This is a genomic window from Xenophilus azovorans DSM 13620 (assembly GCF_000745855.1).
Lineage (GTDB): Bacteria > Pseudomonadota > Gammaproteobacteria > Burkholderiales > Burkholderiaceae_C > Xenophilus > Xenophilus azovorans.
The window spans coordinates 285,229-310,744 of record NZ_JQKD01000003.1; the positions used below are offsets into that span (position 1 = coordinate 285,229).

General features: G+C 75.4%; 20 protein-coding genes. 8 read left to right on the forward strand and 12 right to left on the reverse strand.

What is annotated here, in order from left to right; translation table 11 throughout:
- Positions 1 to 13: 13 nt before the first annotated feature.
- Positions 14 to 835, forward strand: a complete 822-nt coding sequence (locus tag Q392_RS01260) for an IclR family transcriptional regulator (protein WP_038200422.1) — start codon at positions 14 to 16, stop codon at positions 833 to 835.
- A gap of 10 nt (positions 836 to 845) precedes the next feature.
- On the opposite strand, the gene Q392_RS01265 is transcribed toward Q392_RS01260, so the two are convergent.
- Genes Q392_RS01265 through pyrF form a run of 4 tightly spaced genes read right to left on the reverse strand, consistent with a single transcriptional unit; the run spans position 846 to position 3,262 of the window.
- A complete protein-coding gene (locus Q392_RS01265; protein WP_038200423.1) occupies positions 846 to 1,517 on the reverse strand; it encodes a LysE family translocator in 672 nt (223 codons plus the stop codon).
- Positions 1,514 to 2,029: a GFA family protein gene (locus Q392_RS01270; RefSeq protein ID WP_038200424.1), complete on the reverse strand. Its 516-nt coding sequence runs from the start codon at positions 2,027 to 2,029 to the stop codon at positions 1,514 to 1,516. Before Q392_RS01270 ends, Q392_RS01265 begins: the two co-directional genes overlap by 4 nt.
- Positions 2,026 to 2,376: a GFA family protein gene (locus Q392_RS01275; RefSeq protein ID WP_038200425.1), complete on the reverse strand. Its 351-nt coding sequence runs from the start codon at positions 2,374 to 2,376 to the stop codon at positions 2,026 to 2,028. The genes Q392_RS01270 and Q392_RS01275 overlap by 4 nt, the downstream gene beginning before the upstream one ends.
- Positions 2,377 to 2,434: 58 nt before the next feature.
- The gene (pyrF, locus tag Q392_RS01280) at positions 2,435 to 3,262 is read right to left on the reverse strand and encodes an orotidine-5'-phosphate decarboxylase (RefSeq protein WP_038200426.1); all 828 of its coding nucleotides are present in this window, start codon (positions 3,260 to 3,262) and stop codon (positions 2,435 to 2,437) included.
- Between the two features lie 177 nt (positions 3,263 to 3,439).
- On the opposite strand from pyrF, the gene Q392_RS01285 reads away from it, so the two are divergent.
- On the forward strand, positions 3,440 to 8,443 hold the full coding sequence (locus tag Q392_RS01285; protein ID WP_038200427.1) for an autotransporter domain-containing protein: 5,004 nt from the start codon (positions 3,440 to 3,442) through the stop codon (positions 8,441 to 8,443).
- A 36-nt stretch (positions 8,444 to 8,479) separates the two neighbouring features.
- Here the strand turns inward: Q392_RS01285 and Q392_RS01290 are convergent, their stop codons facing one another.
- The 4 genes from Q392_RS01290 to Q392_RS01305 form a co-directional block, all read right to left on the reverse strand.
- Complete coding sequence (locus tag Q392_RS01290; protein WP_038200428.1) at positions 8,480 to 9,250, reverse strand: uracil-DNA glycosylase family protein; 771 nt, start codon at positions 9,248 to 9,250, stop codon at positions 8,480 to 8,482.
- Between the two features lie 58 nt (positions 9,251 to 9,308).
- Complete coding sequence (locus Q392_RS01295; protein WP_038200429.1) at positions 9,309 to 9,902, reverse strand: GNAT family N-acetyltransferase; 594 nt, start codon at positions 9,900 to 9,902, stop codon at positions 9,309 to 9,311.
- The gene (tsaB, locus tag Q392_RS01300) at positions 9,899 to 10,606 is read right to left on the reverse strand and encodes a tRNA (adenosine(37)-N6)-threonylcarbamoyltransferase complex dimerization subunit type 1 TsaB (RefSeq protein WP_038200549.1); all 708 of its coding nucleotides are present in this window, start codon (positions 10,604 to 10,606) and stop codon (positions 9,899 to 9,901) included. The genes Q392_RS01295 and tsaB overlap by 4 nt, the downstream gene beginning before the upstream one ends.
- Positions 10,607 to 10,852: 246 nt before the next feature.
- On the reverse strand, positions 10,853 to 11,878 hold the full coding sequence (locus Q392_RS01305) for a DMT family transporter (protein ID WP_038200430.1): 1,026 nt from the start codon (positions 11,876 to 11,878) through the stop codon (positions 10,853 to 10,855).
- A gap of 61 nt (positions 11,879 to 11,939) precedes the next feature.
- Here Q392_RS01305 and dacB point away from each other — a divergent pair, with 61 nt between their 5' ends.
- Positions 11,940 to 13,370: a D-alanyl-D-alanine carboxypeptidase/D-alanyl-D-alanine endopeptidase gene (gene dacB / locus Q392_RS01310; RefSeq protein WP_038200431.1), complete on the forward strand. Its 1,431-nt coding sequence runs from the start codon at positions 11,940 to 11,942 to the stop codon at positions 13,368 to 13,370.
- An 83-nt stretch (positions 13,371 to 13,453) separates the two neighbouring features.
- Positions 13,454 to 15,040, forward strand: a complete 1,587-nt coding sequence (locus Q392_RS01315) for an alpha/beta hydrolase family protein (protein ID WP_051952626.1) — start codon at positions 13,454 to 13,456, stop codon at positions 15,038 to 15,040.
- Here the strand turns inward: Q392_RS01315 and Q392_RS01320 are convergent.
- The 4 genes from Q392_RS01320 to purE form a co-directional block, all read right to left on the reverse strand.
- Positions 15,007 to 15,477 (reverse strand): hypothetical protein, encoded by a 471-nt coding sequence (locus Q392_RS01320; RefSeq protein ID WP_038200432.1) that lies wholly within the window; start codon positions 15,475 to 15,477, stop codon positions 15,007 to 15,009. The genes Q392_RS01315 and Q392_RS01320 overlap by 34 nt on opposite strands.
- A gap of 125 nt (positions 15,478 to 15,602) precedes the next feature.
- Positions 15,603 to 16,604, reverse strand: a complete 1,002-nt coding sequence (locus Q392_RS01325; RefSeq protein WP_038200433.1) for an L-threonylcarbamoyladenylate synthase — start codon at positions 16,602 to 16,604, stop codon at positions 15,603 to 15,605.
- Between the two features lie 7 nt (positions 16,605 to 16,611).
- Entirely contained in the window at positions 16,612 to 17,811 is a 1,200-nt protein-coding gene (locus tag Q392_RS01330) for a 5-(carboxyamino)imidazole ribonucleotide synthase (protein WP_038200434.1), read from the reverse strand.
- Positions 17,808 to 18,353, reverse strand: coding sequence for a 5-(carboxyamino)imidazole ribonucleotide mutase (purE, locus tag Q392_RS01335; RefSeq protein WP_038200435.1), 546 nt, complete (start codon positions 18,351 to 18,353; stop codon positions 17,808 to 17,810). Before purE ends, Q392_RS01330 begins: the two co-directional genes overlap by 4 nt.
- 38 nt (positions 18,354 to 18,391) lie before the next feature.
- On the opposite strand from purE, the gene Q392_RS01340 reads away from it, so the two are divergent.
- The 4 genes from Q392_RS01340 to Q392_RS01355 all read left to right on the forward strand — a co-directional run bounded on the left by Q392_RS01340 (position 18,392) and on the right by Q392_RS01355 (position 25,511).
- Positions 18,392 to 19,300, forward strand: coding sequence for a tetratricopeptide repeat protein (locus tag Q392_RS01340; RefSeq protein ID WP_038200436.1), 909 nt, complete (start codon positions 18,392 to 18,394; stop codon positions 19,298 to 19,300).
- 199 nt (positions 19,301 to 19,499) lie between these two features.
- Positions 19,500 to 19,955, forward strand: coding sequence for an META domain-containing protein (locus Q392_RS01345; protein ID WP_038200437.1), 456 nt, complete (start codon positions 19,500 to 19,502; stop codon positions 19,953 to 19,955).
- An 84-nt stretch (positions 19,956 to 20,039) separates the two neighbouring features.
- The gene (locus Q392_RS01350) at positions 20,040 to 22,031 is read left to right on the forward strand and encodes a patatin-like phospholipase domain-containing protein (RefSeq protein WP_038200438.1); all 1,992 of its coding nucleotides are present in this window, start codon (positions 20,040 to 20,042) and stop codon (positions 22,029 to 22,031) included.
- A gap of 21 nt (positions 22,032 to 22,052) precedes the next feature.
- A complete protein-coding gene (locus Q392_RS01355; protein WP_038200439.1) occupies positions 22,053 to 25,511 on the forward strand; it encodes a Dyp-type peroxidase domain-containing protein in 3,459 nt (1,152 codons plus the stop codon).
- Positions 25,512 to 25,516 lie beyond the last annotated feature (5 nt).

Sequence of the window (25,516 nt, forward strand, 5' to 3'; positions counted from 1 at the left end):
GTCGAGGTCGGGCATGAGCGAGGACAGCGAGCGCGCCGCGGCGCAGCGCGGCATCCAGAGCATCGAGGTGGGCGGCCAGTTGCTGCGAGCCCTGGTGCACAGCGGCCGGCCGATGGCCCTGAAGGACCTGGCGCGCGAGGCGGAGATGACGCCGGCCAAGGCGCATCCGTACATGGTGAGCTTCGGGCGCCTGGGCCTGATCGAGCAGGACCGCGCCAGCGGCCACTATCTGCTCGGCCCGCTGGCGCTGCAACTGGGGCTGATCGCGATGGCCCAGGCCAGCCCGGTGCAGGTGGCCGCGCCGGTGATCGAGGAACTGGCCCGGCGCACCGGCCAGACGCTGGCGCTGGCGGTGTGGGGCGACCGCGGCGCCACCATCGTGCGCATCGCCGAGTCGCCGGCCGCGGTGCACGTGGCGATGCGGCACGGCACGGTGTTCTCGCTGGCGGGCACGGCCTCCGGGCGGCTGTTCGGCGCCTATCTGGACGAATCGGTGGTGCGCGCCACGCTGGAGGCCGAGCGCCGCCGCGCGCCGGAGCCCGGCGCCCTGTCGGAGGCCGGCATGCCGGCGCTGGCGCTGCCCACCTGGGAGGCTTTCGCGGCGCAGCTCGAGGAGGTGCGCCGGCACGGCGTCTCGCGCTCCGAGGGTGAGATCGTGCCGGGCGTGAGCGCGATGGCGGCGCCGGTGTTCGACGCGCGCGGCGCCGTCGTGCTGGCGCTCACCGCCATCGCCCCGGCGGCGGTGCTCGACACCCGCTGGGACGGCGCCACGGCGCGCGCGCTCAAGACGGCCGCGCAGGAGATCTCGCAGCGCCTGGGCTGGCGCGGCGCCTGAGCGGCAGAACTCAGCCCGCGGGCCGCGCGCGCGAGCCCGACAGCGCCGTGTACACGCCCAGCCCGATGAAGGTGCCTCCGGTCACCCAGCGCCCCCACGCGGCGCCGCCGCGCAACGCCGAGAAGAAGGGACGCAGCCGGCTGGCGGCCAGCACGTAGAGGCAGTCGGTGCAGCCGGCGATGGCCACGAAGGCGGCGCCGAAGCCCATGATCTGCAGCGCCGGCGAGGTGCCGGGGCGGATGAACTGCGGCAGGAACGCGGCGAAGAACAGCGCCGTCTTCGGGTTGAGCAGCGCCACCACGAAGCCGTCGCGGAACAGGCGGGCCGGCCGCACCGGCCGCACGGGCAGGCCGGTGTCCTCGCCCGCCGCGTCGCCGCGCGGCGGCCGCAGCGCCTTCAGGCCCAGCCACACCAGGTAGGCCGCGCCGGCCCACTTGACCACCGTGAAGGCCAGCGACGAGATGGCGAACAGCGCCGCCAGCCCGAGCGCGGCGCCCAGCGCGTTGCCGAAGTTGCCCAGCGCCACGCCCGCCACCGAGGCCAACCCGGCGCGGCGGCCCTGCGCCAGCGTGCGCGCCACCACGAACAGCACCGCCGGGCCCGGCGTGAGCGCCAGCACCAGGCTGGCGGCGGCGAAGGCCAGCATCACGGCCGGCGAGGGGAGGAAGGCGGTGTCGATCATGGGTGTCGTCCTTGCGGGTGCCGCTCGCGCCAGGCCTGCCAGCGCTCCAGTGCGGCTTCGGGCCAGTACGCGCGGCGATCGTAGTACTCGGGCACCGCGGCCGCATCGGGCGGCAGCACCACCCACGGCTGCTTCGAGGCGGTGAAGATGTGGATGTCCGGCGGCAGGTGGTCGGGCGCATCGAGCGTGCCCACGCGCAGGAACTTCACCGTCGGCCCGGCGCCGGCGTAGTGGCTCCACAGCGCGACGCGGCAGCGCGGACAGCGGGCGATGCGCTGCCCGCGCCCGCTCTCGGAGGGCGTGTCGACCATCTCCGGCTCGCCGGCCAGCAGCGCCACGCGCTCACCCTCCACCATCGCGTTGAGCGCGAAGGCGCTGCCCGTCTCGCGCTGGCACCAGCGGCAGTGGCAGGCGTGCACGAACAGCGGCGGGGTGAGCAGGCGATAGCGCACCTGGCGGCAGGCGCAGCCGCCCTCCAGCGGGTACGGCGCGCGTTCGGCGTCGGCGCTCACAGCGCGCGGCCGTCGAAGTGCTGCACCGGCACCTGGTCCAGCTCGATGCCTTCCAGGCAGCGGATGTTGACCGCCGCCATCGCCGCGCCGTTCGGCGCCGTGCCCTCGCCGAAGGGGTGGATGCCGCAGGTCGGGCAGAAATGGTGCGCGATGAGGTGCTTGTTGAAGCGGTAGCTGCGCATCGCCTCGGGCGGCGTCTTCAGCGTGAGCTGCGGGCGCGGCACGAACCACAGCAGCGAACCCTTGCGCTGGCACATCGAGCAGTTGCAGGCGACGGCGCCCTGCAGCTCGCCCTCGACGTCGAAGGCGATGGCGCCGCAGTGGCAGCTTCCGTGGTAGGTGGTCATGCGTGTCTCCGGCGGACGAAAGGCCGCAGGCTACACCGCATCGGGCGCCGGAGGCGCGTCAGGACGGCTTGGCGTTTTCGAGCAGGTCGCGCGTGCGCAGCGCCTCTCGGCGCGCGGCGGCGGCGAAGTCGTCGCCGTCCGAGGCATAGCAGATGGCGCGCGAGGAGTTCACGACGATGGGCGCGTCCGGCCGCCAGCCGGCGCGCACGGTGGCCGCCGCGTCGCCGCCCTGGGCGCCCACGCCGGGGATCAGCAGCGGCGCCGTGGGCGCCAGCGCCCGCACGCGCTCGATCTCGTCGGGATAGGTGGCGCCCACCACCAGGCCGAGCTGGCCGTTGAGGTTCCACGGGCCCTGCGCCAGCCGCGCCACGTGCTCGTACAGCAGCGGCTCGCCCGGCACCGAGGCCAGCCGCTGCCCCTGCAGGTCGGCGCCGCCCGGGTTGCTGGTGCGGCACAGCAGGAAGGCGCCCTTGTCCGCGTACTTCAGGTAGGGCGAGACCGAATCGAAGCCCATGAAGGGCGAGAGCGTCACCGCGTCGGCGCCGTAGCGCTCGAAGGCCTCGACGGCGTACTGCTCGGCGGTGGAGCCGATGTCGCCGCGCTTGGCGTCCAGGATCACCGGCACCTGCGGCGCCACCTTGTGGATGTGGGCGATCAGCCATTCGAGCTGCGCCTCGGCGCGGTGTGCCGCGAAGTAGGCGATCTGCGGCTTGAAGGCGATCACGCAGTCGGCGGTCGCATCCACGATCTGCGCGCAAAACTCACCGATCCTGCCGGCATCGCCCTTCATCTTTCCCGGAAAGCGCGATGGCTCCGGATCCAGCCCCACGCACAGCAGGGAACGGTTCTGGCGCTGGGCGGCGCGCAACTGGTCGATGAAAGCCATGGATCCGATTCTAGGTGGCGCCCTGCACCGCCACACCGCACGGTGCCTCTAGCGTACTTTTGGATTCGATGTGAACTTTTGCACGAAAAGCCCTGAACCAAGATTTGCTGATGACAATTGTTAACTGATGTCGTGACAATGTGTATCTTGTACTAATAAAGATAGACAACACCTGTCATGAACCGCATCCATCGCGTCATCTTCAACCAAGCCCTGGGCACGGCCCAGGTGGTGCCCGAGGTGGCGCACGCCCGCGGCAGCAGCACCGTCCAGGATGAGACGCCCGGGCGCGCCGGCGCGCCCGCCTTCCGTCTCTCGCCGACCGCCCGGCTGTGCGCCGCCGCGATCGTGTCCCTGGCGGTCGGCGGCGCCTGGGCCGCCGGCGGCACTGGCGGCGCCACGTACAGCGGCGCGGTCGCGGGGGGAGCCGGCGGCACATCCGCCGCCGGAGCGACGGGCGCCTCTGGCGTGGTCAGCAGCTTCCCGGTCGGCGGCGGCGGGGGCGGGGGCGGCACGAATCTCGGCACGGGCATCGGCAGCGCAGGCGGCCGAGGCGGCCAGACCGGCGCCCTCGGAGGCAACGGCGGCGCGCGCGGAGACCGGGTGACGCTGGGCGCCAGCACCCACAACGCCACGGGCTCCTCCGGCGGCAACGGCCAGTCCGTCGTGATTCCCTCAAACCCGGGATGGTCCGACCTGGGTGCAGGTGGCGGCGGCAGCGGCGGCGCGGGCCTGGCGGTCGACATGTTCTTCGGCATCCTTGCCACCCATACGGTCACCGGCAAGGCCCTGGGCGGCAATGGCGGCAACGGCGGCAACGCAGGCCTCAACCAGGACAGCTGGGGCGGTGGCGGCGGCGGCGGCGAGGGCGGCATGGGCGTGCTGCGCACGAGCGGCAATGTCGCTATCGACGTCGGCGCGTCCGCCCTCGGCGGGAACGGCGGCAACGGTGGCCAGGCCGGCGGCGGCGCCGGCGGCAGCGGGGGCGACGGCGGTGCCGGCATCGCCTGGTCGGGCGCCGGGACCGGTACGCTGACCAATGGCGGAGCCATCGCAGGCGGCAGCGGCGGCATGGGCGGCAAGGGCGCGGCCGGCACCGGCGCGCAGGGCCTCGGCGGCCAGGGCGTGGTCTGGGCCGGCTCCAAGGGCGGCACCCTGACGAACGACGCCGGCGGCAGCATGTCCGGCGGCGCGGGCCGCATCGGCGGCGACGGCGTGAGCCGCACGGGCGGCGGCAGCAGCACCCTCGCCATCCGCAACAGCGGCGTGATCAGCGGTGGGGCCGGCACGGCTGCCGGCGGCGCGGGCATTTCGGGCAGCAATCTGTCCGTCGTCAACAACGGCACCATCCGCGGCGGGCGGGCCGACGGCGGCACGGGCGCCCAGGCCAATGCCGTCACCTTCACCGGCGGCAAGAACACGCTGCAGATCAACACCGGCTCGACCATCGAGGGCAACGTGGTGGCCGTGGCCGGCGGCGCGGACCAGCTCGTGTTCGGCGGGGCCGGGAGCGACAGCTTCGACGTGGGGCTGATCGGGAGCCAGTACCGCAACTTCGCCGGCCTGGAGAAGGCCGACGGCGGCACCTGGACGCTGACCGGATCGAGCAAGGCGGCCACGCCCTGGACGATCAGCGGCGGCACGCTGGTCGGCCATGCTGCCGCCTTCGGCAGCGGCAGCATCCTGAACGACGCCACGCTGGTGCTCGACCAGGCCGCCGACGTCAGCATGGCCAACACCCTGGGCGGCGACGGCAGGCTGGTCAAGACCGGCGCCGGCGCGCTCGCGCTGACGGGCAACGTCGCGCTGGCGGGCGGCGCCGAGGTCGCGGCCGGCATGCTGCGGCTGGGCGATGCGGCGGTCACAGCCGGCAGCATCACCGGGACGAAGGGCAGCAGCCCCCTGCTGGGCGCCGGCGGCCACGGCGGGACGGCGGTGACGGTGGAGGCCGGCGCCGCCGGCGCAGCCAACTTCGGCACCTTCACCGGCGGGGCCGGCGGCAACGGCGGCGTCGTCGCCCTGACGTTCGGCCAGCGCGGCGGCGACGGCGGCACCGGCCTGCACAACGACGCGGCGCAGGCCGCGATCGACAACGCCGGCACGGTGGCCGGCGGCGCGGGCGGCCGGGGCGGCATCGCCGTGCTCGTCTCCGGGCGGGGCGGCGACGGCGGCACCGGCCTGAACAGCACGGCCGGCGGCGTCACCATCCGGAACAGCGGTGCCGTCCAGGGCGGCGCGGGCGGCGCCGGAGGCATCGGCGCGGTCGGCGTGGCCAGCGGCGGCGGCAGCGGCGGCACGGGCATGGCCCTCGCCGGCAGCACGGTCGTGGTGAACAGCGGCAGCATCGCCGGCGGGAACGGCGGGCCGGCGGGCAACACGCTGATCGACCTCAACACGCCGGCCGCGGGCGGCGTGGGCATCGTCGCCAGCGGCGACGTCCGCATCACCAACGGCGGCAGCATCAGCGGCGGCCTGGCGGCGGGCGGCGGCGAACGGGCGGACGCGATCCGGTTCAGCGGCGGCGGCAACCGCCTCGAGCTGCTGAACACCTCGGCCATCACCGGCAATGTGGTGGCGACCGCCGCCGGCGGCGACACGCTGGCGCTGACCGGCAGCGCCGACGGCGCCTTCGACGCCTCGGCCATCGGCGCGGCCGCGCAGTACCGCCACTTCACCGGCTTCGAGAAGGAGGGCACCAGCACCTGGACGCTGACCGGCAGCACGGCCGCCGTGACGCCCTGGCAGGTGACGGGCGGCGCACTGCGCATCGCCGACGACGCGGCGCTCGGCGACGCCGGCGGCGCGCTGACGCTGGACGGCGGCGCCCTGCAGACGACGTCCAGCACCACCTCGGCGCGGGCCCTCACGCTGGGCGCAGGCGGCGGCACCCTGCACAGCGACACGGCGACCGTCCACACGGTCGCAGGCGTCATCGGCGGCAGCGGCGCGCTCGTCAAGGACGGCGGCGGCACCCTGGTGCTGGCGGCGGCGAACACGTACGGCGGCGGCACCACCATCGCCGCGGGCACGCTGCAACTGGGCGATGGCGGCACCGCCGGCTCGATCACCGGCGATGTGGCGAACCACGGCACGCTCGCCTTCAACCGCAGCGACGCGGCCACCTTCGCCGGCGCCATCTCGGGCAGCGGCGCGGTCGAGCAGCGCGGCAGCGGCACGACGACGCTCACCGGCGCCAGCAGCCACACGGGCGGCACCACCATCGCCGCCGGCGCGCTGCAGCTGGGCGACGGCGGCACCAGCGGCTCGATCGCCGGCGACGTGGCGAACCACGGCACGCTCGCCTTCAACCGCAGCGACGCGACCACCTTCGCCGGCACCATCTCGGGCAGCGGCGCGGTCGAGCAGCGCGGCGGCGGCACCACCACGCTGGCCGCGGCCAACGGCTACACCGGCGGCACGCGCATCCTGAACGGCACGCTGGCCGGCCACGCCGCCAGCTTCGGCAGCGGCGCGATCGTCAACGACGCAGCCCTGGTCATCGACCAGGGCACGGCGGCCGGCTTCGCCAACGCGATGTCCGGCAGCGGCAGCTTCACCAAGACCGGCGCCGGCGCGCTGGACCTCACCGGCGACAGCAGCGCCTTCACCGGCGCCAGCCGCGTGGCCGCGGGCACGCTGGCGGTCAACGGCCGGCTCGGCGGCACGCTGAGCGTGGCCGGCGGCGCCACGCTCAAGGGCAACGGCACGGTGGGCAGCACGGTGGTCGAAGGCGGCGCGCTGGTGGCGCCCGGCAACTCCATCGGCACGCTGCACGTGGCCGGCGACCTGACGCTGGCCAGCGGCGCCGCCTACCAGGTGGAGGCCTCGCCCGACGGCCGCAGCGACCAGATCCTGGTCAGCGGCAGGGCGACCGTGCAGGGCGCCTCCGCCATCGCGCTGCTGGCCGACGGCAACTGGAACCCCTACGGCAGCTACACCATCCTGAAGGCGGACGGCGGCATCGCCGGCCAGTTCGGCGCCGTTAACTCCAACTTCGCCTTCCTCACGCCGACCATCGAGTACGGCGCGCAGACTGCCTCGCTGACGCTGATGCGCAACGACGTGCGCTTCTCCGACGTGGGCGTGACCTGGAACCAGAAGGCCAGCGCCGGCGCGATCGAGCCGCTGGCGGCCACGCCGCTGTACCGCGCCGTGGTGCAGCTCGACCGGTCGAACGCACTGGTGGCCTTCGACCAGCTCTCGGGCGAGCTGCACGCCAGCGTGAAGTCGGCCGCGGTGGAAGACAGCCACCTGGTGCGCGACACCGTGCTGGACCGCGCACGCCAGAGCCTGGGCGGCGTCGGCACCGCCGCCGCCGGCGCCACGCAGTTGAGCGAAGGCAGCCAGGGCAGCGTGTGGGCGCGCGCCTACGGCGGGCGCACCGAGGCCGGCGGCGACGGCAACGCCGCCAACAGCGAGCGCAGCACCAGCGGCCTGCTGATCGGCGCCGACCGGCGCGTGGGCGAGAGCGCCCGCGCCGGCGTGTTCGCCGGCTTCGGCCACACCCGCCTGGACGCCGGCCAACGCCGCGGCGAGGCCAGCGGCGACGCCTGGCACCTGGGCGCCTACGGCGGCGCGCAGTGGGGCGCGCTGGGCGTGCGCGGCGGCGCGAGCCTGAGCCGCCAGTCGCTGACCACCCAGCGCACGGTCGCCTTCACCGGCGTGACGGACGGGCTGCGCGCCAGCTACGCGCTGCGCACGGTGCAGGCCTTCGGCGAGGTGGGCTGGCGCATCGACGCCGGCGAGCGCACCGCCTTCGAGCCCTTCGCCAGCCTGGCGCACGTGGACGTGCGCAGCGGCAGCATCAACGAGCAGGGCCTGGGTAGCGGCGCCGCGCTCAGCGGCCGCGGCGACAGCACGAAGACCACCTTCGCCACCCTGGGCCTGCGGGCGTCCACCCGCGCCAGCCTGGGCGGCGTGGAGGCGACGCTGCGCGGCTCGGCCGGCTGGCGGCGCGTGGTGGACGGCGACGTCACGCCCAGCGCCCGCCTCGGCCTGTACGGCGGCCTGAGCCAGTTCACGGTGCTGGGCACGCCGCTGGCGCGCGAGGCCTTCGTGCTGGACGCCGGCGTGGACCTGAACCTGGGCCGCAACATGACGCTGGGCGTCACCTACGGCACGCAGTTCACCGGCGGCACCACCTACAACGGGCTGAAGGCGGACATGCGCTGGACCTTCTGACCTGACCGCGCAGGCCGGCCCGGCGGCGCGCGGCCGTCAGCCGGCCGTCCCGTCCAGGCAGGCCGCCGCCAGGCACAGGTCGGCCCAGGCGCGTGCCTTGTCGGCCGGGTTGCGCAGCAGGTAGGCCGGGTGGTAGGTGGCGACGAGCTGCACGCCCTCGCCCAGCGCCGGCAGCGCATGGACCTGGCCGCGCAGGCGGCCCAGCGGCTCGGTGCGGCCGAGCAGGCGCTGTGCGGCCAGCGGCCCCATGGCCAGCACGATGCGCGGTGCCAGCGGCGCGGCCCAGGCGGCGAAGCCGGTGTCGAAGTCGGCCTCGTCCTCGCCGGCCGGCGCCGCGACGGGGCCGGGCCGGTGGGCGCGCAGCAGGTGCACCGGCGCCGGGCCGGCCGGCAGGCGCAGGGCCTTGAGCATCTGGTCGAGCAGGCGGCCGGCATCGCCCGCCAGCGGCGGGCCGTGGCGGCCGTCGGCGCCGGGCGGCATGTCGGCCACCACCAGCCAGCCGCCCTGCGCGGGCGCGTCGGCCTGGGCATACAGCCTCTGCGGCGGCGCCAGGCGCAGCGTGCCGGCCGCGGCGGGCGGGTGGGCGGCGGGCGCGGCGGGTGGATTCGGTGCGGCGGTGCGCGCGGGCGGCGCCGGTCGATGGGGCGGCGGCGAAGGCTCGGGCGCTTCCACCACGGCTGCTGCTGCCACGTCGGCATCCGGCGCTGCGCGCACGGCGACAGGCGCGGGCGCCGCCGCGGGCAGCCAGACCTTGACCCCCATCTCCTCCAGCATGGCGCGCCGGCGCGCATCGAGCAGCAGGGTCACAGGCGAACCTCCGCGCTGCGCGCTGCGGTGCGAGCGCCTTCGGGCGGCCGGGCGGCGCTCATCGCTGCAGGCTCCCCCAGGCGCTGGCAGGCTCGTTCAGGCGCAGGCTCATCACGATGGCGTCCTCGCGCCGGCCGGCGAAGCCCGGGTAGTAGCCCTTGCGCACGCCGACGCGGCGGAAGCCGTGGCGCAGGTAGACCTCCTGCGCGCGCCGGTTGCCGGTGCGCACCTCCAGCCACAGCCACTGCGCCTGCTGGCCGCGCGCCCAGCCGGCCAGCGCCTCCAGCATCAGCGGCGCCCAGCCCTGGCGCTGGAAGGGCGGCGCCACGGTGATGTTGAGCAGGTGCACCTCGTCGACGCCCTTCATGGCGATGAAGTAGCCGATCAGGGTGCTCTCGCCGCCGCGGGGCCGCCCCAGGGCGGCGAGCGCCCCCTCGGGGGGCAGCGAACCACGCACGGCGGGGAGCGTGGGGGCCACACTCCCGCCACCCTCGAGCACCTGGCAGTGGTAGCCGGCGTGCAGCGAATCGATGAAGTTGCCGCGCGTCCACGGATGGCTGTAGGCGAGCTGCTCCACCGCCACCACACGATCGACGTGGTCGATGGTCATCGGCCCCAGGCGGGCTTCGCTGGCATCGAGCACTGCACTCATGTGGCAACTCCCCTGGCCGCCGCGCGCTCGGCCGTGGTCTGCGCGACCTTGTCGCGCACGTAGAGGGGCCAGGCCCGCTCCGGCGGCACGGCGGCGCCGGCGGCCAGCAGCGCGGGCGCCAGGCGCAGGATCGCCGCCGCGGTGGGCAGCGCCTGCACGCGCGGCGCATCCTGCGGCAGGCGCTCGCCGCAGGCGGCGAAGGCGTTGCCGGCCAGCGTCCAGCCGGCGGGGACGGCCACGTCCTCCGGCGACAGCAGCCGCGCCTCGGCCGCGGCGGCGCCGAGCGGGTGCGCGCCGCCGTCGAAGGCATGCGCGGCGGCATAGACCTCGCCCATGCGCGCATCGAGCACCGCCACCACGCGCGCGGCGCCGGCGGCATGGTGCGCCTCCTCGGCCACGGCGTGCAGCGTGTCGACGGGCAGCACCGGCAGGCCGGCGCCGAAGGCCAGGCCCTGCGCCACGGCGCAGGCGGTGCGCAGCCCGGTGAAGGAGCCGGGGCCGCGGCCGAAGCAGACCGCGTCCAGTTGCCCGATGGCGAGGCCCGCCTCGGCCAGCAGCGCCTGCACCAGCGGGATCAGGGTGGCGGAGGATTCGGCGCCGCCCGGCCCGCTGCGCGCCAGCACGGCGCCGCCCCGGCGCACGGCGACGGACAGCACCTCGGTGCTGGTGTCGAAGGCCAGCAGGCTAGGGCCTGTGAACGCCATGGAAGGGGTCGCGAAGCTCATCGCAGCCCGTCCATCAAGGCGCGCGACGCCGTGCGTGCGTCCGCACGCACAAGGAGCGCAACGCTGAGGGGCGGGCTGCGATGAGCTTCCCTCCGGGTTGCTTCGCAAAGGGGCCGTCTGCGGCGTTGCCCGCGCTTGCAAGGCCCCAGCCTTGCTGCGCGCGGGCGCCTTGCATCCAGCCCCTTTGCGAAGCAACGCGATCCCCTTCCATGGCGTTCACAGGCCCTAAGCATCGCAGCGCCTCCCTGCCGGCAGGACGGCGGCGCGCGCGGCCGGCGCACGCAGCACGCCGAACAGGATGCCGGCCGTCACCAGCGCCAGCCCGGCCAGCAGGCCGGCGTTCAGCGGCTCGCCCAGGAAGAGCACCGCGCCCAGCGCCGACAGGCCCGGCACCAGCGCGGTGATCATGGTGGAGCGCACCGGCCCGAAGTGGCCGACCATGCGGGTGAAGCTGATGCCCGAGACCACCACCGAGCCCACGCCCTGGAACAGCATCTGGAAGGCGATCTCGCCCCAGGGCGCGGCGGCCAGCCGGCTGTGCAGCACGCCGGCCGCCGTCAGCAGCGCGTAGACCGGCACGTAGGTGAACAGGGCGAAGACGGTGATGGCGATGGTGGCGCGCACCGCATCCAGCCCGTGCCGGCGCACCACCACGCTGTAGCAGGCCCAGGTGAAGGCGGCGGTCATGAAGAGCAGGTCGCCCTTCCAGACCTCGCCGCCGCCAAAGGCCTGCAGCAGGCTGCGCCCGCCCACCAGCAGGTCGCCGGCGACGATCAGCAGCAGGCCCGCGGCCCGCAGCGGCGTGATGCGGTCGCCCAGCACCAGCGCCGCCAGCAGCGCCGTCCACAGCGGCAGGCTGCCCGGCAGCAACACCGAGGCATGCGCCGCCGGCGCGTAGAAGAAGCCCGCATACGCGAAGCTGGCGTAGGCGACCCCGCCGAACACGCCCGCCAGCGCGCTCACCCGCAGCGACAGCGGCGACAGGCCGAAGAACGAATGCGGCGCCGGGCCGCCGGACGGCGCGCCGCCGCGCCGCTTCTCGCGCGCCACCAGCCACGCGCCCCAGGGCACCAGCACCAGGCTGGCGCCCACGATGCGCAGCAGCGCGATGTCGAAGGGCCCGAGCGAGCGGGCCGCCGAGGCGCGAGCGACGAGGATGAAGCCCGTCCACACCGCCACCGTGACCACGGCCGCGCCGATGCCCACGGCCCGTGGCGAGGGACGCGAAAGCAGGCGGGCGGCAACAGGCATCTCGGGATTATCGAGGGCCGGCGTCGGGGCCGCGCCGGACGCTTCGGATAATCCTGCGCCCATGCGCTGCCTCCTTCCCGCCCCGATCGCCGCCCTCCCCCTCCTCCTCGCCGCCGCCGCCGCGCCGGCCCTGGCCCAGCAGGCGCTGCCGCGCGAGGTCGACGCCGCCCTGGCCCGCGCCAAGGTGCCGCGCGAGGCGGTGACGCTGCTGGTGGCCGACGCCGAGGGCCAGCGCCCGCCCCGGCTGGCGTGGCGCTCGCAGGTGCCGGTCAACCCGGCCTCGATCATGAAGCTGGTGACCACCTACGCGGCGCTGGACCTGCTCGGCCCCGCCTACACCTGGCGCACGCCGGTCTACACCGACGGCCGCCTGATCGACGGCACGCTGCACGGCAACCTCTACCTCCGCGGCCAGGGCGACCCGAAGCTCGTGATCGAGCGCATGTGGCTGCTGCTGCGCCGGGTGCAGGGCCTGGGCATCCGCGAGATCGCGGGCGACATCGTGCTGGACCGCAGCGCCTTCGAGACCACGGTGGAGTCCGACCCGGCCGCCTTCGACGGCGAGCCGCTGCGGCCCTACAACGCCTCGCCCGACGCGCTGCTGGTGAACTTCCGCTCGGTGGTGATGACTTTCTCGCCGCAGCCGAACGGCCAGGCCGCGCAGGTGAGCTACGACCCGCCGCTGGCCGGCGTGGCGATGCAGCCCGCCGTGCCCCTGGCGCCCGGCGCCTGCGGCGACTGGCGCGCCGCGCTGCGCCCCGAGTTGGCCGACCCCTTGCGCATCGGCTTCGCCGGCAGCCTGCCGGCCGCCTGCGGCGAGAAGACCTGGGCCGTCGCCTACGCCGACCCGCGCAGCCACGCGCTGCGCGCCGTGGCCGGGCTGTGGGCGCAGGCGGGCGGCGTGCTGCGCGGCCAGGTGCGCGACGGCGGCGTGCCGCCGGGGCTGCAGCCGGCCTTCGAGTTCGAGTCGCCGCCGCTGGCCGAGGTGGTGCGCGACATCAACAAGTTCAGCAACAACGTGATGGCGCAGCAGGTCTTCCTGACGCTGGGCCTCACGCAGCGCCGGCGCGGCAGCTTCGAGGCGGCGCGCGCGGCCGTGCGGCAATGGTGGAAGGAGCGCATCGGCACCGGCGAGGGCGTGCCCACGCTGGACAACGGCGCCGGCCTGTCGCGCGAGGAGCGCATCAGCGCCGCCGAACTGGGCCGGATGCTGCAGGTGGCGTGGAAGTCGCCCGCCATGCCCGAGCTGCTGGCCTCGCTGCCCGCCATCGGCGTGGACGGCACGCTGCGCCGGCGGCAGATCCGCTCCGGCGGCTCGGCGCACCTGAAGACCGGCACGCTGCGCGACGCCTCCGGCATCGCCGGCTACGTGGACGGCGCCAGCGGCCGGCGCTGGGTGCTGGTGGCGATCGCCAACGACGCCAACGCCGCCGCCGCGCGCCCGGCCTTCGACGCATTGGTCGACTGGGCCGTGAACGACCAGGGGCTGTAGGCGCCGGCCGGTTGCGCGGCGGGCAGGCTGCGCACCAGAATGGGCGCGCCGCCATCACGGGCGGCGCCTCACCGGAGACACCCATGCCCCTGCCGCGCCGCGCCCGACGTGCCGTCCTGCTCCCCCTCGCGCTGCTGACGCTGGCCGTGGCCGGCTGCGGGGGCGGCGGTGGAGGCGGCGGCATCGGCCTCTTTCCGCCGCCCGGGGGCGGAGGGGGAGGCGGCGACACCGGCCGCGGCTCGCTGGTCGGCGCCACCGAGCGGGTGACGCGCCTGACGGCCGACCAGTTCAAGGCGGTGCTGCAGTCGAGCCCGCAGGGCCAGGCGCTGCTGCAGGTGGCCGGCACGCCGGCCTGCGGCGTCGAACTGCGCAGCATGACCTACCGCACCGTGGGCGCGGCCGGCGAGGAAACCACCGCCACGGCCGCGCTGATGCTGCCCGCGGGCTCGGCCACGCCCTGCGCCGGCAGCCGGCCGCTGGTGCTCTACGCCCACGGCACCACCGCCGCCCGCGGCTACGACATCGCCCGCTGGACCGACGCCGCCCAGCCCGCCGCCGGCGAGGGCCTGCTGGTGGCCGCCACCTTCGCGGCCCAGGGCCTGGCCGTGATCGCGCCCAACTACGCCGGCTACGCCGCCTCGCCCCTGCCCTACCACCCCTACCTCAACGGCGACCAGCAGGGCAAGGACATGGCCGACGCCCTGAAGGCGGCGCGCAAGGCGCTGCCGCTGGAAGGCGTGAGCGACGCCGGCTCGCTGCTGGTCACGGGCTACTCGCAGGGCGGCTACGTGGCGCTGGCCGCGCACCGCGAGCTGCAGGCCACCGGGCAGTCGCCCACCGCCTCGGCGCCGCTGTCGGCGCCCTCGGCCATCAGCCTGCTGATGGACTACGCCTTCAGCGGCTGGCCGGCGCTGGGCAGCACGGTGTTCGTGCCGCTCATCACCACCAGCTGGCAGAAGCAGTTCGGCAACGTCTACAACGCGCCCACCGAGATCTACGAGAGCCGCTATGCCGGCGGCATCGAGACCCTGCTGCCCAGCACCACGCCGCTGGCCGACCTGTTCGTCCAGGGCCGGCTGCCGCAGGCGGCGCTGTTCCCCGCCAACGGCACGCCCGGGCCGGTGAACCCGGCGCTGGCCTCCTTCTACGGCCCGGACAACCTGGTGCGCCAGAGCTTCCTGACGCAGGTCGCCAACGACATCGCGGCCTCGCCCTGCCCCGGCAACAGCCTGCCGGCCACCGCCGCCTCGCTGGAGAACGCCAGCCCGCTCGACTGCCATCCCTCCACCGGGCTGCGCCGCGCCGCGGTCGCCAACGACCTGCGCAACTGGCTGCCCCAGCGGCCGGTGTTCTTCTGCGGCGGCGCGCAGGACCCGACCGTCAACTTCCTGAGCACGCAGGCCACCGCCGGCCACTTCCGCGCGCGCGGGATGGCGCCGGCGCAGTTGACGGTGGTGGACCTGGAGCAGCCCGGCGGCGCGGGCGACCCCTATGCCGCCGCCCGCGCCGGCTTCGCGCAGGCCAGGCAGCAGACCTACGACGCGGCCGAGGGCAGCGACGCCGACAAGGCGCTGGCCGTGACGCTGGCCTACCACGGCGCGCTGGTGCCGCCGTTCTGCCTCGCCTCGGCGCGCGGCTACTTCCAGGCGCTGCTGGCGGCGGGCGGCTGAGCGTCGTCGGGGCCGGCCGGCGGAGCGCTGCCGGTGAGCGGGCTGGGCGCGCGGGCCGAGGCGGTGTCGGCCAGCACCAGGGCCGCGCGGTAGGCGCCGCGCCCGGCCAGCTTGGTGTGCGCCACCAGCGCGTCCCATTCCTGCTGGCGCTGCGCCGGGGTGGGCGCGTGGTCGGGCGGGCGCACGCGCAGCGTGCGCGCCACGTCCAGCAGCGCGCCGGCCGCGTGCAGGCAGAAGTGGACGGCGGTGTCCTCGGGGCGCTGGAGCGCGGCGTCGCGCTCCTGGCTGATCAGGGCCTCGCGCTCCGCCTCCGGCAGATGGGCCAGCGTGGTCGGCGAGGGTGCGGGTTCGAAATGGAGCACGCAGTGCGCCATCGCCTGCTCCACGGTCTGCAGGGCTTGGTCGATGAGTTCCACGTCGTCCGGCGCGGCGGGCATGCGGTGAGATCTCCTGGGGGGCTTGCGGGTCGGCGAAACCCGGCATGGTGCCAGCGCCCCGGTCCGGCACCCATGCATTATTGCCCATATTGGAAACAAAAGTATTATTTTGTCGCCAAAAGCCGTCAGGCGGCAGCGGCGCGCTGCAGGCGGTCGCGCACGCCTTCCCACTCGGCCGTGTCGGGCGGCGCCTCCACCCAGATCAGCTTGACGCCCTCGTCGTCCAGCCGGCGCAGCTCGGCGAAGAGCTGCTGCGCGGCGGCGGCCGCGTCGTCCGGCATGCGCCGCAGCAGCACGCGCGAGGAGCGGCTGCGCAGCGGCGCGCGCGCCCACACGGCGATGTGCGCCGCCTGGGCGCCCAGCACGTCCAGCCCGGTCTGCAGCGCCTTGGCGTCCATCAGGCGCACCTTGGCGGTGGGCGCGTAGTGCGCCTCCAGCGTGCCCGAGGCCTTGGGGTCGGGCAGGCCGAGCTCCTCGCGCGTGCGCAGGCGCTCGCGCGCCACGCGCTCGATCTCGGTGCGGGTGACGATGCCGGGCCGCAGCAGCACCGGCGCGCCGCGGCTGCAGTCGACGATGGTGGATTCGATGCCCACCGGGCAGGCCCCGCCGTCCAGCACCAGCAGCTCGTCGCCGAACTCGGCCGCGACGTGGGCGGCGGTGGTCGGGCTCACGCGGCCGAAGCGGTTGGCGCTGGGCCCGGCCAGGCCGGGCACGCCCTGCTCGGCGCAGGCCGCGAGCAGCGCCTGCGCCACCGGGTGCGCGGGGCAGCGGATGCCGATGGTGTCCTGCCCGCCCGCGGCGGCCGTGCCGATGCCGGGCTGGCGGGTGACGATCAGCGTCAGCGGGCCCGGCCAGAAGGCCAGCGCCAGCGCCTGGGCGAAGGGCGGCAGCGGCTGCGCGAAGCGCGACAGCGACTCGGTGCCGCGCGCGCCGGCGGCCACGTGCACGATCAGCGGGTGGTCCGCCGGCCGCCCCTTGGCCTTGAAGATGCCGCGCACCGCGTCGTCGTTGGCGGCGTCGGCGCCCAGGCCGTAGACGGTCTCGGTCGGGAAGGCCACGAGCTCGCCTGCACGCAGCGCCGTCGCGGCGCGGGCGATGGCGGAAGGGTCCTGGCCGTCGAGGATCATGGCGTGGTCAGCAAGCGGTCGAATCGGGCAGGCCGAGCAGCGAGGCCGCCTGCGCGGCGACGGCGCGCACCGCCTCGGCGCTCGGGCCGGTGATGTTCAGGTGCCCCATCTTGCGGCCGCGCCGCGCCTCGGTCTTGCCGTACAGGTGCAGGTGGGTGCCGGGCAGGGCCAGCACGCGGGCCCAGGCGGGCTCGACCGGCCGGCCGCTGACGGGCGCGAACCACAGGTCGCCCAGCAGGTTGAGCATGATGGCCGGGCTGTGCTGGCGCGGCACCACCAGCGGCAGGCCGGTCATGGCGCGCACCTGCAGTTCGAACTGCGAGCACTCGCAGGCGTCGATCGTGTAGTGGCCGCTGTTGTGCGGGCGCGGCGCCATCTCGTTGACGATCAGGCGGCCGTCCTCCAGCACGAAGAACTCGACGCACAGCACGCCGACGTAGCCGATGCCGTCTGCGATGGCGCGCGCGGCCGCCACCGCCTGCTGCGCCTGCGCGGCGGGCAGGCTACCCTCGTGCACCTCGGTCACGGCGAGGATGCCGTCCCGGTGCAGGTTGCGCTGCGGCGGGAAGTGCACGCTGCGCCCGTCGTGCCCGCGCGCGACGATGACCGAGCACTCGCCGGCCAGCGGCAGGCGCTGCTCCAGCACGCAGGGCACGCGGCCGAAGTCGGCCCACGCCTCGGCCAGCTCGGCGCGGGTGGTGACGGTGCGCTGCCCCTTGCCGTCGTAGCCCAGGCGCGCCGTCTTGAGGATGCCGGGCAGCAGCGCCGCCGGCACGGGCGCCAGGTGGTCCTCGCGCTCGATCACGGCGTAGGGCGCGCAGGGCACCCCGCTGGCCTCGGCGCAGCGGCTGAAGTGCGCCTTCTCGCGGATGCGGTCCTGCGCGATGGCCACCGCCTCGGCGCCGGGCGCCACGGGCACGTCGCCGGCCAGCGAGGCCAGCGCCTCGGCCGGCACGTTCTCGAACTCGGTGGTCACCGCATCGGCCAGGCGCGACAGGCGGGCCAGGCCGTCGCCGTCGAGGTAGTCGGCATGCACGTGGTGGTGGCTGACGCGGCCGGCGGGGCTGTCCGGGTCCGGGTCGAGCACCGCCGTGAAATAGCCCATCGCCTGCGCGGCGTGCACGAACATGCGGCCGAGCTGGCCGCCGCCCATCACGCCCAGGGTGCTGCCGGGCAGCAGGACGGGCGGCACGGTGGCAGGGCTCACAGGGCTCCTCCGCCCTGCGGGGAAAAGGGCGACACGTCGGCCGGTTTCTCGCCCGGCGGCAGCGTCATCGCCTCGGCCGCGGCCGTCTGGCGGGCGCGGAAGGCGTCGAGCTGCGCGCGCAGCGCCGGGTCGTTCACCGCCAGCATCGCCACCGCGAACAGCGCCGCGTTGGCCGCGCCGGCGTTGCCGATGGCGAAGGTGGCGACCGGCACGCCCTTGGGCATCTGCACGATGCTGTAGAGCGAATCGACGCCCTGCAGGTGGCGGCTGGCGACCGGCACGCCCAGCACCGGCACCGTGGTCTTGGCGGCCAGCATGCCGGGCAGGTGGGCGGCGCCGCCGGCGCCGGCGATGATGGCCGCCAGCCCCCGCTGCGCCGCGCTCCCGGCGTAGGCGAACAGCGCGTCGGGCATGCGGTGGGCGGACACCACCTTCGCTTCGTGGGCGATGTTGAATTGGGTCAGAATCTCGACCGCATTGCGCATCGTCTCCCAATCGGAGTCCGAGCCCATGACGACGCCGACCTGGATGCGTTCACTCATGGGCTGGAATTCTACGGACCGCCCCCACTTCATAGCCCATGATCGACATCACCCTCGACAACTTCCAGACCGAACTGGTCGAAGCCTCGATGACCACGCCCGTGCTGCTGGACATCTGGGCCGAATGGTGCGGCCCGTGCAAGCAGCTCGGCCCGGTGCTGGAGAAGCTGGAGGTCGAGTACGGCGGCCGCTTCATCCTGGCCAAGCTCGACGCCGACAAGGTGCCGCAGATCTCCTCGCAGCTGTCGCAGATGTTCGGCGTGCGCAGCATTCCGTTCTGCGTGCTGTTCTCCGGCGGCCAGCCGGTGGACGGCTTCGTCGGCGCACTGCCGGCCGCGCAGGTGCGCGAGTTCCTCGACAAGCATGTGCCCGGCGCCGACGAGCTGGAGGCCCAGCAGGAGGAAGAAGCCGCCCAGGAGGCCCTGGCCGAGGGCGACACCGACGGCGCGCTGGAGCGCCTGCAGCACGCCGTGGCCACCGACCCGGCCAACGACGACGCGCGCTTCGACTACGTCAAGCTGCTGCTGCAGCTGGGCCGCACCGACGACGCCAAGGTGGCCTTCGCGCCCGTGATCGACCGCCGCGCGCTGGTGCAGCGCTTCGACGCCCTGCAGCGCTGGATGGACGCGATCGACGCCGCGGGCGACGCCCCCGACACGGCCGCCTTCGACGCGAAGATCGCCGCCAGCAAGCGCGACTTCGAGGCCCGCTTCGGCCGCGCGCAGGCGCTGATGGCCCGGCAGCAGTGGACCGAGGCGATGGACGAGCTGCTGGAGATCCTCATGCGCGACAAGGCGTGGAACGAGGACCTGGCGCGAAAGACCTACATCGCCGTGCTCGACATCATCGAGCCGCCCAAGCCCAAGGTGGCCGAGGGCCAGATCCCGCCCGACGACCCGACGGTGGCCAGCTACCGCCGGCGCCTGTCCAGCGTCATCCTGAGCTAGAACCACCCCCAGTCTCCGCGGACTTCGTTCCGCTCCGCCAACCCCCTGCAAGGGGGCACACCCGACGGCCGGGCCGAGCCCGTTCCGTGGGTGTTCCCGCATGGCCTGCTCCGCGGCCTTCGGTCCCGTCGCGCATGCCCGGCGGTACGATCGCGCCGTTTCGTTTCCATACAACCTGCTGCACCGGAAGAGGAATCCCATGCACCCAGCCGCCGTCCGCCGCCGTGCCCTGAAAGCCGCCGCCGCCCTGCCCCTGGCCGTCAGCCTCGGCGCCTGCGGCAGCGGGATCGCGCTGGACGAGCCGATCGAGGGTCCGGCCTGGCGGCTGGTGCAGATGGACGGGCAGCCGGTGGCGCCCGGCAGCGATCCGGCGCGCAACCCGCAGCTGCAGTTCGACCGCAGCACCGGCCGCGTGAGCGGCAGCGGCGGCTGCAACCGCGTGTTCGGCACCTACACGCGCACCGGCAGCCAGTTGCGCCTCTCGCAGATGGGCTCGACCAAGATGGCCTGCATGGACGGCGGGCGCAACCAGCTCGAGAGCCGCTTCCTGCAGGTGCTGCAGGCCGCCGCCAGCTACCGGCTGCCCGCCCCGGGCCGCATGGTGCTGCTGGACGCGGCCGGCCAGACGCTGGCCGCGTTCGAGGCGGCGCGCTGAGCGCACCGCCGCGGCGCCGTGCGCCGCCCTCCACCGATCAAGGGATGACCGGGGCCAGCGCAGCCCCGCACGATGCCGCTTCCGATGAGCACGCTTCCCGACGGTTCCGTCCCGCCCCACGCCCCGGCCGCCGCGCCGGACGATGACGCGCCCCTGCCCGCCTTCGAGGACCGCGCGCCGCCCGACCGCTTCTGCGACCTCGTCCTCACCGGCGGCGTGACCAGTTCCATCGCCTACCCGGCGCTGCTGCTGACGCTGGCGAGCAGCTTCCGCTTCCACAGCATCGGCGGGTCGTCCTCCGGCGCGGGCGCGGCGGCGCTGGCCGCCGCCGCCGAGTACCGCCGGCGGCACGGCTCGTCCGAGGGCTTCCGCATCCTGCTGGAGCGCACGGCCGAGGTGCGCCGGACGGTGGACGGCCGCACCACCCGGCTGCGCACGCTGTTCCAGCCCTGGGCGCATTCGCGGCGGCTGTTCGAGGCGCTGGTGCCGGTGCTGACGCAGCCGGAACTCAGCGTGAAGAGCCTGGCGGCGGCGCTGGCGCGCGCCTATCTCCTGGGCCAGCGCCTGGCCGCCGCCTGCCTGGGTGCGGGGGCGCTGCTGGCCGCGGCGGGCCTGGTGCTGACCCTGGCCGCGCCCGCCGGCTGGCCCCGGATGGCGCCGCTGGCGCTGATCGCCGGCGCCGCGCTGGGCGTGGCCGGCGCCTGCGTGGCGGGCCTCGCGCTGGCGCGCGACCTGCGCCGGCTGATCGACGACGACTTCGGCCTGTGCAGCGGCTCGCAGCGGCTCGCGCCCGACAGCCCTGCGCCGCTCACCGAGTGGCTGCACGGCCTGATCCAGGAGATCGCCGGGCGCACGGCGGACGGCCCGCCGCTCACCTTCGCCGATCTGCGCGACGCACCCGCCTCGCCGCGCGCCATGGGCCAGGGCGGGCAGGAGATGGACGGCGTCTCGATCCGCCTGCAGGTGTACGCCGCCAACGTCACCCTCGGCCGCCCGCTGGTGCTGCCGCTGCGCGCGTCGGACGAGCCACTCTTCTTCCGCCCGCGCGAGATGCACCGCCTCTTCCCGGCCGCGGTGGTGCGGGCCATGATGCGGCAGCGCCGCGACGGCGCGCCGCCCGGCCGGCCCGACGACGAGGACGCGCTCTGGCGCCTGCCCGACAAGGAACTGCCAATCGTCGTGGCCGCGCGCATGAGCGTGAGTGCGCCACTGCTCTTCTCGCCCGTGCCGGTGTGGATGGACGACGCCGACAGCGGCCCGCCGGTGCCGCGCCGCTGCCTGCTGTCCGACGGCGGGCTGTGCTCGAACTTCCCCATCCACCTGTTCGACTGCGCCGTCCCGGCCTGGCCGACCTTCGGCGTGTCGCTGCACGACGCGCCGCGCGTGCCCGGCGCGCCCGTGGTGGCGCCGCAGCGCATGACGCCCGAGGAGATCCGCGCCGCGGTGGACCTGCCCGAGCACCCCGACGCCATGCCGCGCCAGCCGTGGCAGCGCTTCGGCGACGAACCCTCACCCTGGCAGCGCGCCTTCGGCTTCCTGGGCGCGCTGCTGTGGACCGCCAAGGACTGGAACGACGCCCTGCTCGCCCGCATGCCCGGCGTGCGCGACCGCATCGTGCGCGTGGCGCTGCCGCCGGGCATCGGCGGCCTGAACATCTGCATGACGCCGGACCAGATCCAGAGCCTGTCGGACCTCGGCCGCGAGGCCGGCCGGCGGCTGCTGGAACGCTTCGCCCGCCCGGCCCTGCCCGACGGCACCGCCGCCGGCTGGGCCGAGCACCGCTGGGTGCGCCTGCACCTGCTGCGCGAGGGCCTGGCCGAACTGCTGGCCGGCGCCTCGGCCGCCGCCGCGCCGGGCGCCTACGGCCCGTCGCTGGCGCAGCAGGTGCGGGATGCGCAGGCCCGCACGCCCCTGCGCGGCGACGACGCCCAGCGCCTGCTGGCCGCCCAGGCCGCCGCGCTCGAAGGCACGCTGGCCGCGCTGCGCGCCGCCGAGGCGGCCCTGGGCGCGCCGCAGGCCGCCCCGCCCTACCAGCCGCGCCCGCAGCCGATGCTGCGCCTGCGGCCGCCGCTGTAGCCCCCACACGAGGACGCCCCCATGCCCGCCGATCCCACCTCCAAGTCGCGCACCCTGCGCGGCATCAGCGACCTGACGCTGCTCGCGCCGATCCGGCGCGGCCTGGTCCCCGCGCCCGACGCGCGCAGCTACGAGAGCCGGCTGCGCCTGCTGCTGCGCACCGTCAACGCACTGCGCTACTCGTCGCTGGAAGCCGAGCCCACGCCGCTGATCCCGGACGTGGTGGACAGCATCCGCGCGCTGCACGCCTTCCGCCTGGCCATCGTCCCGGCGCAGCCGGTGAACCAGCTCCTGCTCTCGGTCGACTTCGACGGCGGCTGGGAGCCCTACATGCGCCGCATCTGGCGCGACCTCGGGCCGCTGCTGGACGTGATCTTCTGCAACTGCGAGGGCTACCTGCTCTCGCACGAGCATCCCTTCGAGGCCTACGCCGGCTGGGTGCGCTCGGCGCAGGTGAACACCGAGTTCCTCTACACCGCCAGCCCGGTCACGGTGAACGACCTGCACTGGCTGCGCGCCACGCAGCGCCCGACCCGCGCCGCGCCGCCGGGCACCGACGAGGAGCTGCTGCGCCAGGCCCTGCCCGGCCTGGCCGCCCTGTACCGCCTCACCGACGTCTACCCGCCCGGCAGCCCCGACGGCGACGTGCTGCTGCGCGCCGCGCACCACCTGCTCCAGCCGCTGCGCGGGCTGCCGCCGGCCCGCCGCCAGGGCCGCACCCCCACCGAGCAGGCGGCGCTGGCGTGGTTCGACCTGCCCGCGGCGCCGCGCCCCGCGCGCGACGTGCCGGCCGCGTGGAACCCGGCCAACACGCAGGGCGGCATCGTCGAGTCCTTCCCCGACGCCACGCACGGCGCCGTGCTGCTGCTCGGCCTGCGCGATGCCGGCGCGGCGGCGGCGCTGATCGACGCGCTCGGCCCCGAGCGGCTGCGCGCCGACGCCGCGCCGGCGCCGGACGAGCCCTTCGCCAGCCTGGCCTTCACGCCGCGGGGCCTGCGCCGCGCCGGCCTGCCGGAGGGGCTGCTGGCCGCCTTTCCGCCGGAATTCCTCGAGGGCATGGCGGGCCGCGCGGCGGTGCTCGGCGACATGGCCTGCAACCACCCGCTGCACTGGACGCCGCCCGAGCGCAACTGGCCCGCGCCGGCGCCCGGCGAAGCACCGCAGCGCATCGAGCTGGGCAGCGTGCACGCGGTGCTGCAACTGGTCGCGCGCGGCCCGGTCGAGGGGCCGTGGGAAGCGCAGCCCGGCCATCCGCTGCGCCGCCGCATCGAGGCGCTGGACGCGGCGCTGGCCCCGCACGGCGTGCGCATCCTGTCGGTCGAGCCGATGCAGCGCCACCTCGACGCGCAGGGCCACCAGCGCGACCACTTCGGCTTCGCCGACGGCCTGAGCAACCCGGCGCCGCCGCAGGGCGGCGCCCGCCCCCAGCCCTGGGACCGCTGGGCGCTGGGCGACTACCTGCTGGGCTACACCAACTCGCAGCAGGAGGACACGCCGAGCGGCTGGCTGTGGACCGACAGCAGCTTCCTCGTGGTGCGCAAGCTGCGGCAGGACACGGCGACGCTCGAGGCCCTGCTCGCCCCCCTGCCGCCCGCCCAGCGCGAGGAGGCGATGGCCCACATGGTCGGCCGCTGGCCCGACGGCCGCAGCCTGATGGACCCGGACGGCCGCCTGGGCAACGACTTCGACTACCGCGCCGACCCCGACGGCCGCCGCTGCCCCTTCGCCGCGCACGCCCGCCGCGCCAACCCGCGCGACCTGCCCGGCGAGCGCGCCGACCAGCGCGTGCTGCCGCGCATCCTGCGGCGCGGCATGGCCTACGGGCCGCCGGCGCAGCAGGGGCCGCAGGCCGACCGGGGCGTGATGTTCATGGCCTACAACGCCTCCATCGCCGAGCAGTTCGAGCTGATCCAGTCCTGGCTGTCCGGCGGCAACAGCGGCGGCGTCCAGGCCTACTCGGGCCAGCGCGACCCGCTGTTCGGCGTGCCGCGCGAGGGCGATCCCGCCGTGTTCCGCTACGAGGGCGCGCACGGCCCGGTCGAGGTGCCGCTCGGGCCGAAGCCGGCCGTCACGCTGCAGTGGGGGCTGTACCTCTTCGCACCCTCCATCGAGGCGCTGCGCGAGCTGCGTCGGCTGGCGCGCGAGCAGGCCCGGCGCGAGGCGCGCGGCGCCGACGCCGAGGCGGCCGAGCGCCAGCGCGCCACCGAGGCGAAGAAGGGCGCCGTGCTCATCGCGCGGCTGCAGGCGGCCGAAGCGGCCCTGGGCGTGGCCGCCGCGGCGGAGCAGTGGAAGATCGCGCTGGAAGACCTCAGCGCGCGCCAGTCCGGCGCCAGCCAGTGGCTCTGGACGGCGGTGCGCGAACTGCACGGCGGCGTGCTGCGCACCCCCTTCGGCGTGCTGGTGGGCCGCCGCGAGCAGGTGATGGAGGTGTTCGACAACCGCCTGGGCCGCTACACCGTGAGCGGCTACTGCCCGCGCATGCGCGCCTCCTTCGGCGAGATCTACCTCGGCCTGGACGACGGCCCCGACTACCGCGCAGCGTCGCGGGCGGCCAACGCGGCGATCCTGGCCGTGACCCGCGGGGCGGCCTTCGCGCAGGCGCTGGCCGATGCGCAGGTGGTGCTCGCCGGCCTGCGCGCCGGCGCGGGCGGCCAGGCCGGCGTCGACGTGAAGGACATCGTCAACGGCGTGCTCGCGCGCCTGGCGACGCACTTCTTCGGCTTTCCCGATCCGGGCGGCGGCGTCGCCGTCGGCGACGTGGGGCTGGACGCGGCCCGGCCCACCTGCCCGGGCCACTTCCTCGCGCCCTCGCGCTACATGTTCCAGCCCAACCCCGGCCCGGAGGCGGCGCGCACCGGCGAGGCGCACGGCCGCGTGCTGCGCGAGCACGTGCTGCAGCGCCTGCGCGCGGGCCTGCGCACCGCCAACCGCAGCGCGGTCGGGCAGGCGCTGGCCGGCATCGAGGACGACGCGCAGTACGCCGCCACGCTGATCGGCGTGATGATGGGCTTCCTGCCCACGGTGGACGGCAGCCTGCGCAGCGCGCTGTACGAGTGGGTGGACGACCGCTCGCTGTGGGAGCTGCAGCTGGCCTGGCGGGCGGCGCGGGAGGCCGGCCGCACGCCCTTCGAGGCCGCCGCCGAGGCGATCGAGCCGGCGCTGCGCCGCACGATGCAGCTGCGGCCGGTGCCCGAGCTGGTGTGGCGCACCGCGGCCGCCGCCCACCGCCTGGGCGGCGTGGACATCGCGCCGGGCGAACGCATCGTGGTGGGCATCGTCTCGGCCATGCAGCAGAGCCGCCTGGAGGGCGAGCCCGATATCGGGCCCGTCTTCGGCGGCGACCGCCGCGCCGCGCCGCACCCCACCCACGCCTGCCCCGGCCAGGAGATGGCGATGGGCGTGATGCTGGGCCTGCTGGCCGCGCTGCTGGACACGCCGCTGCGGCCGACGCTGGCGGCCACGGTGCTGCACCTGGGCTGACGCAG

Bases quoted from the DNA above. Each gene is read 5' to 3' on its own strand.
- Q392_RS01260 (WP_038200422.1), top strand. From the start codon at position 14: ATGAGCGAGGACAGCGAGCGCGCCGCGGCGCAGCGCGGCATCCAGAGC.
- Q392_RS01265 (WP_038200423.1), bottom strand. From the start codon at position 1,517: ATGATCGACACCGCCTTCCTCCCCTCGCCGGCCGTGATGCTGGCCTTC.
- Q392_RS01275 (WP_038200425.1), bottom strand. From the start codon at position 2,376: ATGACCACCTACCACGGAAGCTGCCACTGCGGCGCCATCGCCTTCGAC.
- pyrF (WP_038200426.1), bottom strand. From the start codon at position 3,262: ATGGCTTTCATCGACCAGTTGCGCGCCGCCCAGCGCCAGAACCGTTCC.
- Q392_RS01285 (WP_038200427.1), top strand. From the start codon at position 3,440: ATGAACCGCATCCATCGCGTCATCTTCAACCAAGCCCTGGGCACGGCC.
- Q392_RS01295 (WP_038200429.1), bottom strand. From the start codon at position 9,902: ATGAGTGCAGTGCTCGATGCCAGCGAAGCCCGCCTGGGGCCGATGACC.
- tsaB (WP_038200549.1), bottom strand. From the start codon at position 10,606: ATGGCGTTCACAGGCCCTAGCCTGCTGGCCTTCGACACCAGCACCGAG.
- Q392_RS01305 (WP_038200430.1), bottom strand. From the start codon at position 11,878: ATGCCTGTTGCCGCCCGCCTGCTTTCGCGTCCCTCGCCACGGGCCGTG.
- dacB (WP_038200431.1), top strand. From the start codon at position 11,940: ATGCGCTGCCTCCTTCCCGCCCCGATCGCCGCCCTCCCCCTCCTCCTC.
- Q392_RS01315 (WP_051952626.1), top strand. From the start codon at position 13,454: ATGCCCCTGCCGCGCCGCGCCCGACGTGCCGTCCTGCTCCCCCTCGCG.
- Q392_RS01320 (WP_038200432.1), bottom strand. From the start codon at position 15,477: ATGCCCGCCGCGCCGGACGACGTGGAACTCATCGACCAAGCCCTGCAG.
- Q392_RS01325 (WP_038200433.1), bottom strand. From the start codon at position 16,604: ATGATCCTCGACGGCCAGGACCCTTCCGCCATCGCCCGCGCCGCGACG.
- purE (WP_038200435.1), bottom strand. From the start codon at position 18,353: ATGAGTGAACGCATCCAGGTCGGCGTCGTCATGGGCTCGGACTCCGAT.
- Q392_RS01340 (WP_038200436.1), top strand. From the start codon at position 18,392: ATGATCGACATCACCCTCGACAACTTCCAGACCGAACTGGTCGAAGCC.
- Q392_RS01345 (WP_038200437.1), top strand. From the start codon at position 19,500: ATGCACCCAGCCGCCGTCCGCCGCCGTGCCCTGAAAGCCGCCGCCGCC.
- Q392_RS01350 (WP_038200438.1), top strand. From the start codon at position 20,040: ATGAGCACGCTTCCCGACGGTTCCGTCCCGCCCCACGCCCCGGCCGCC.
- Q392_RS01355 (WP_038200439.1), top strand. From the start codon at position 22,053: ATGCCCGCCGATCCCACCTCCAAGTCGCGCACCCTGCGCGGCATCAGC.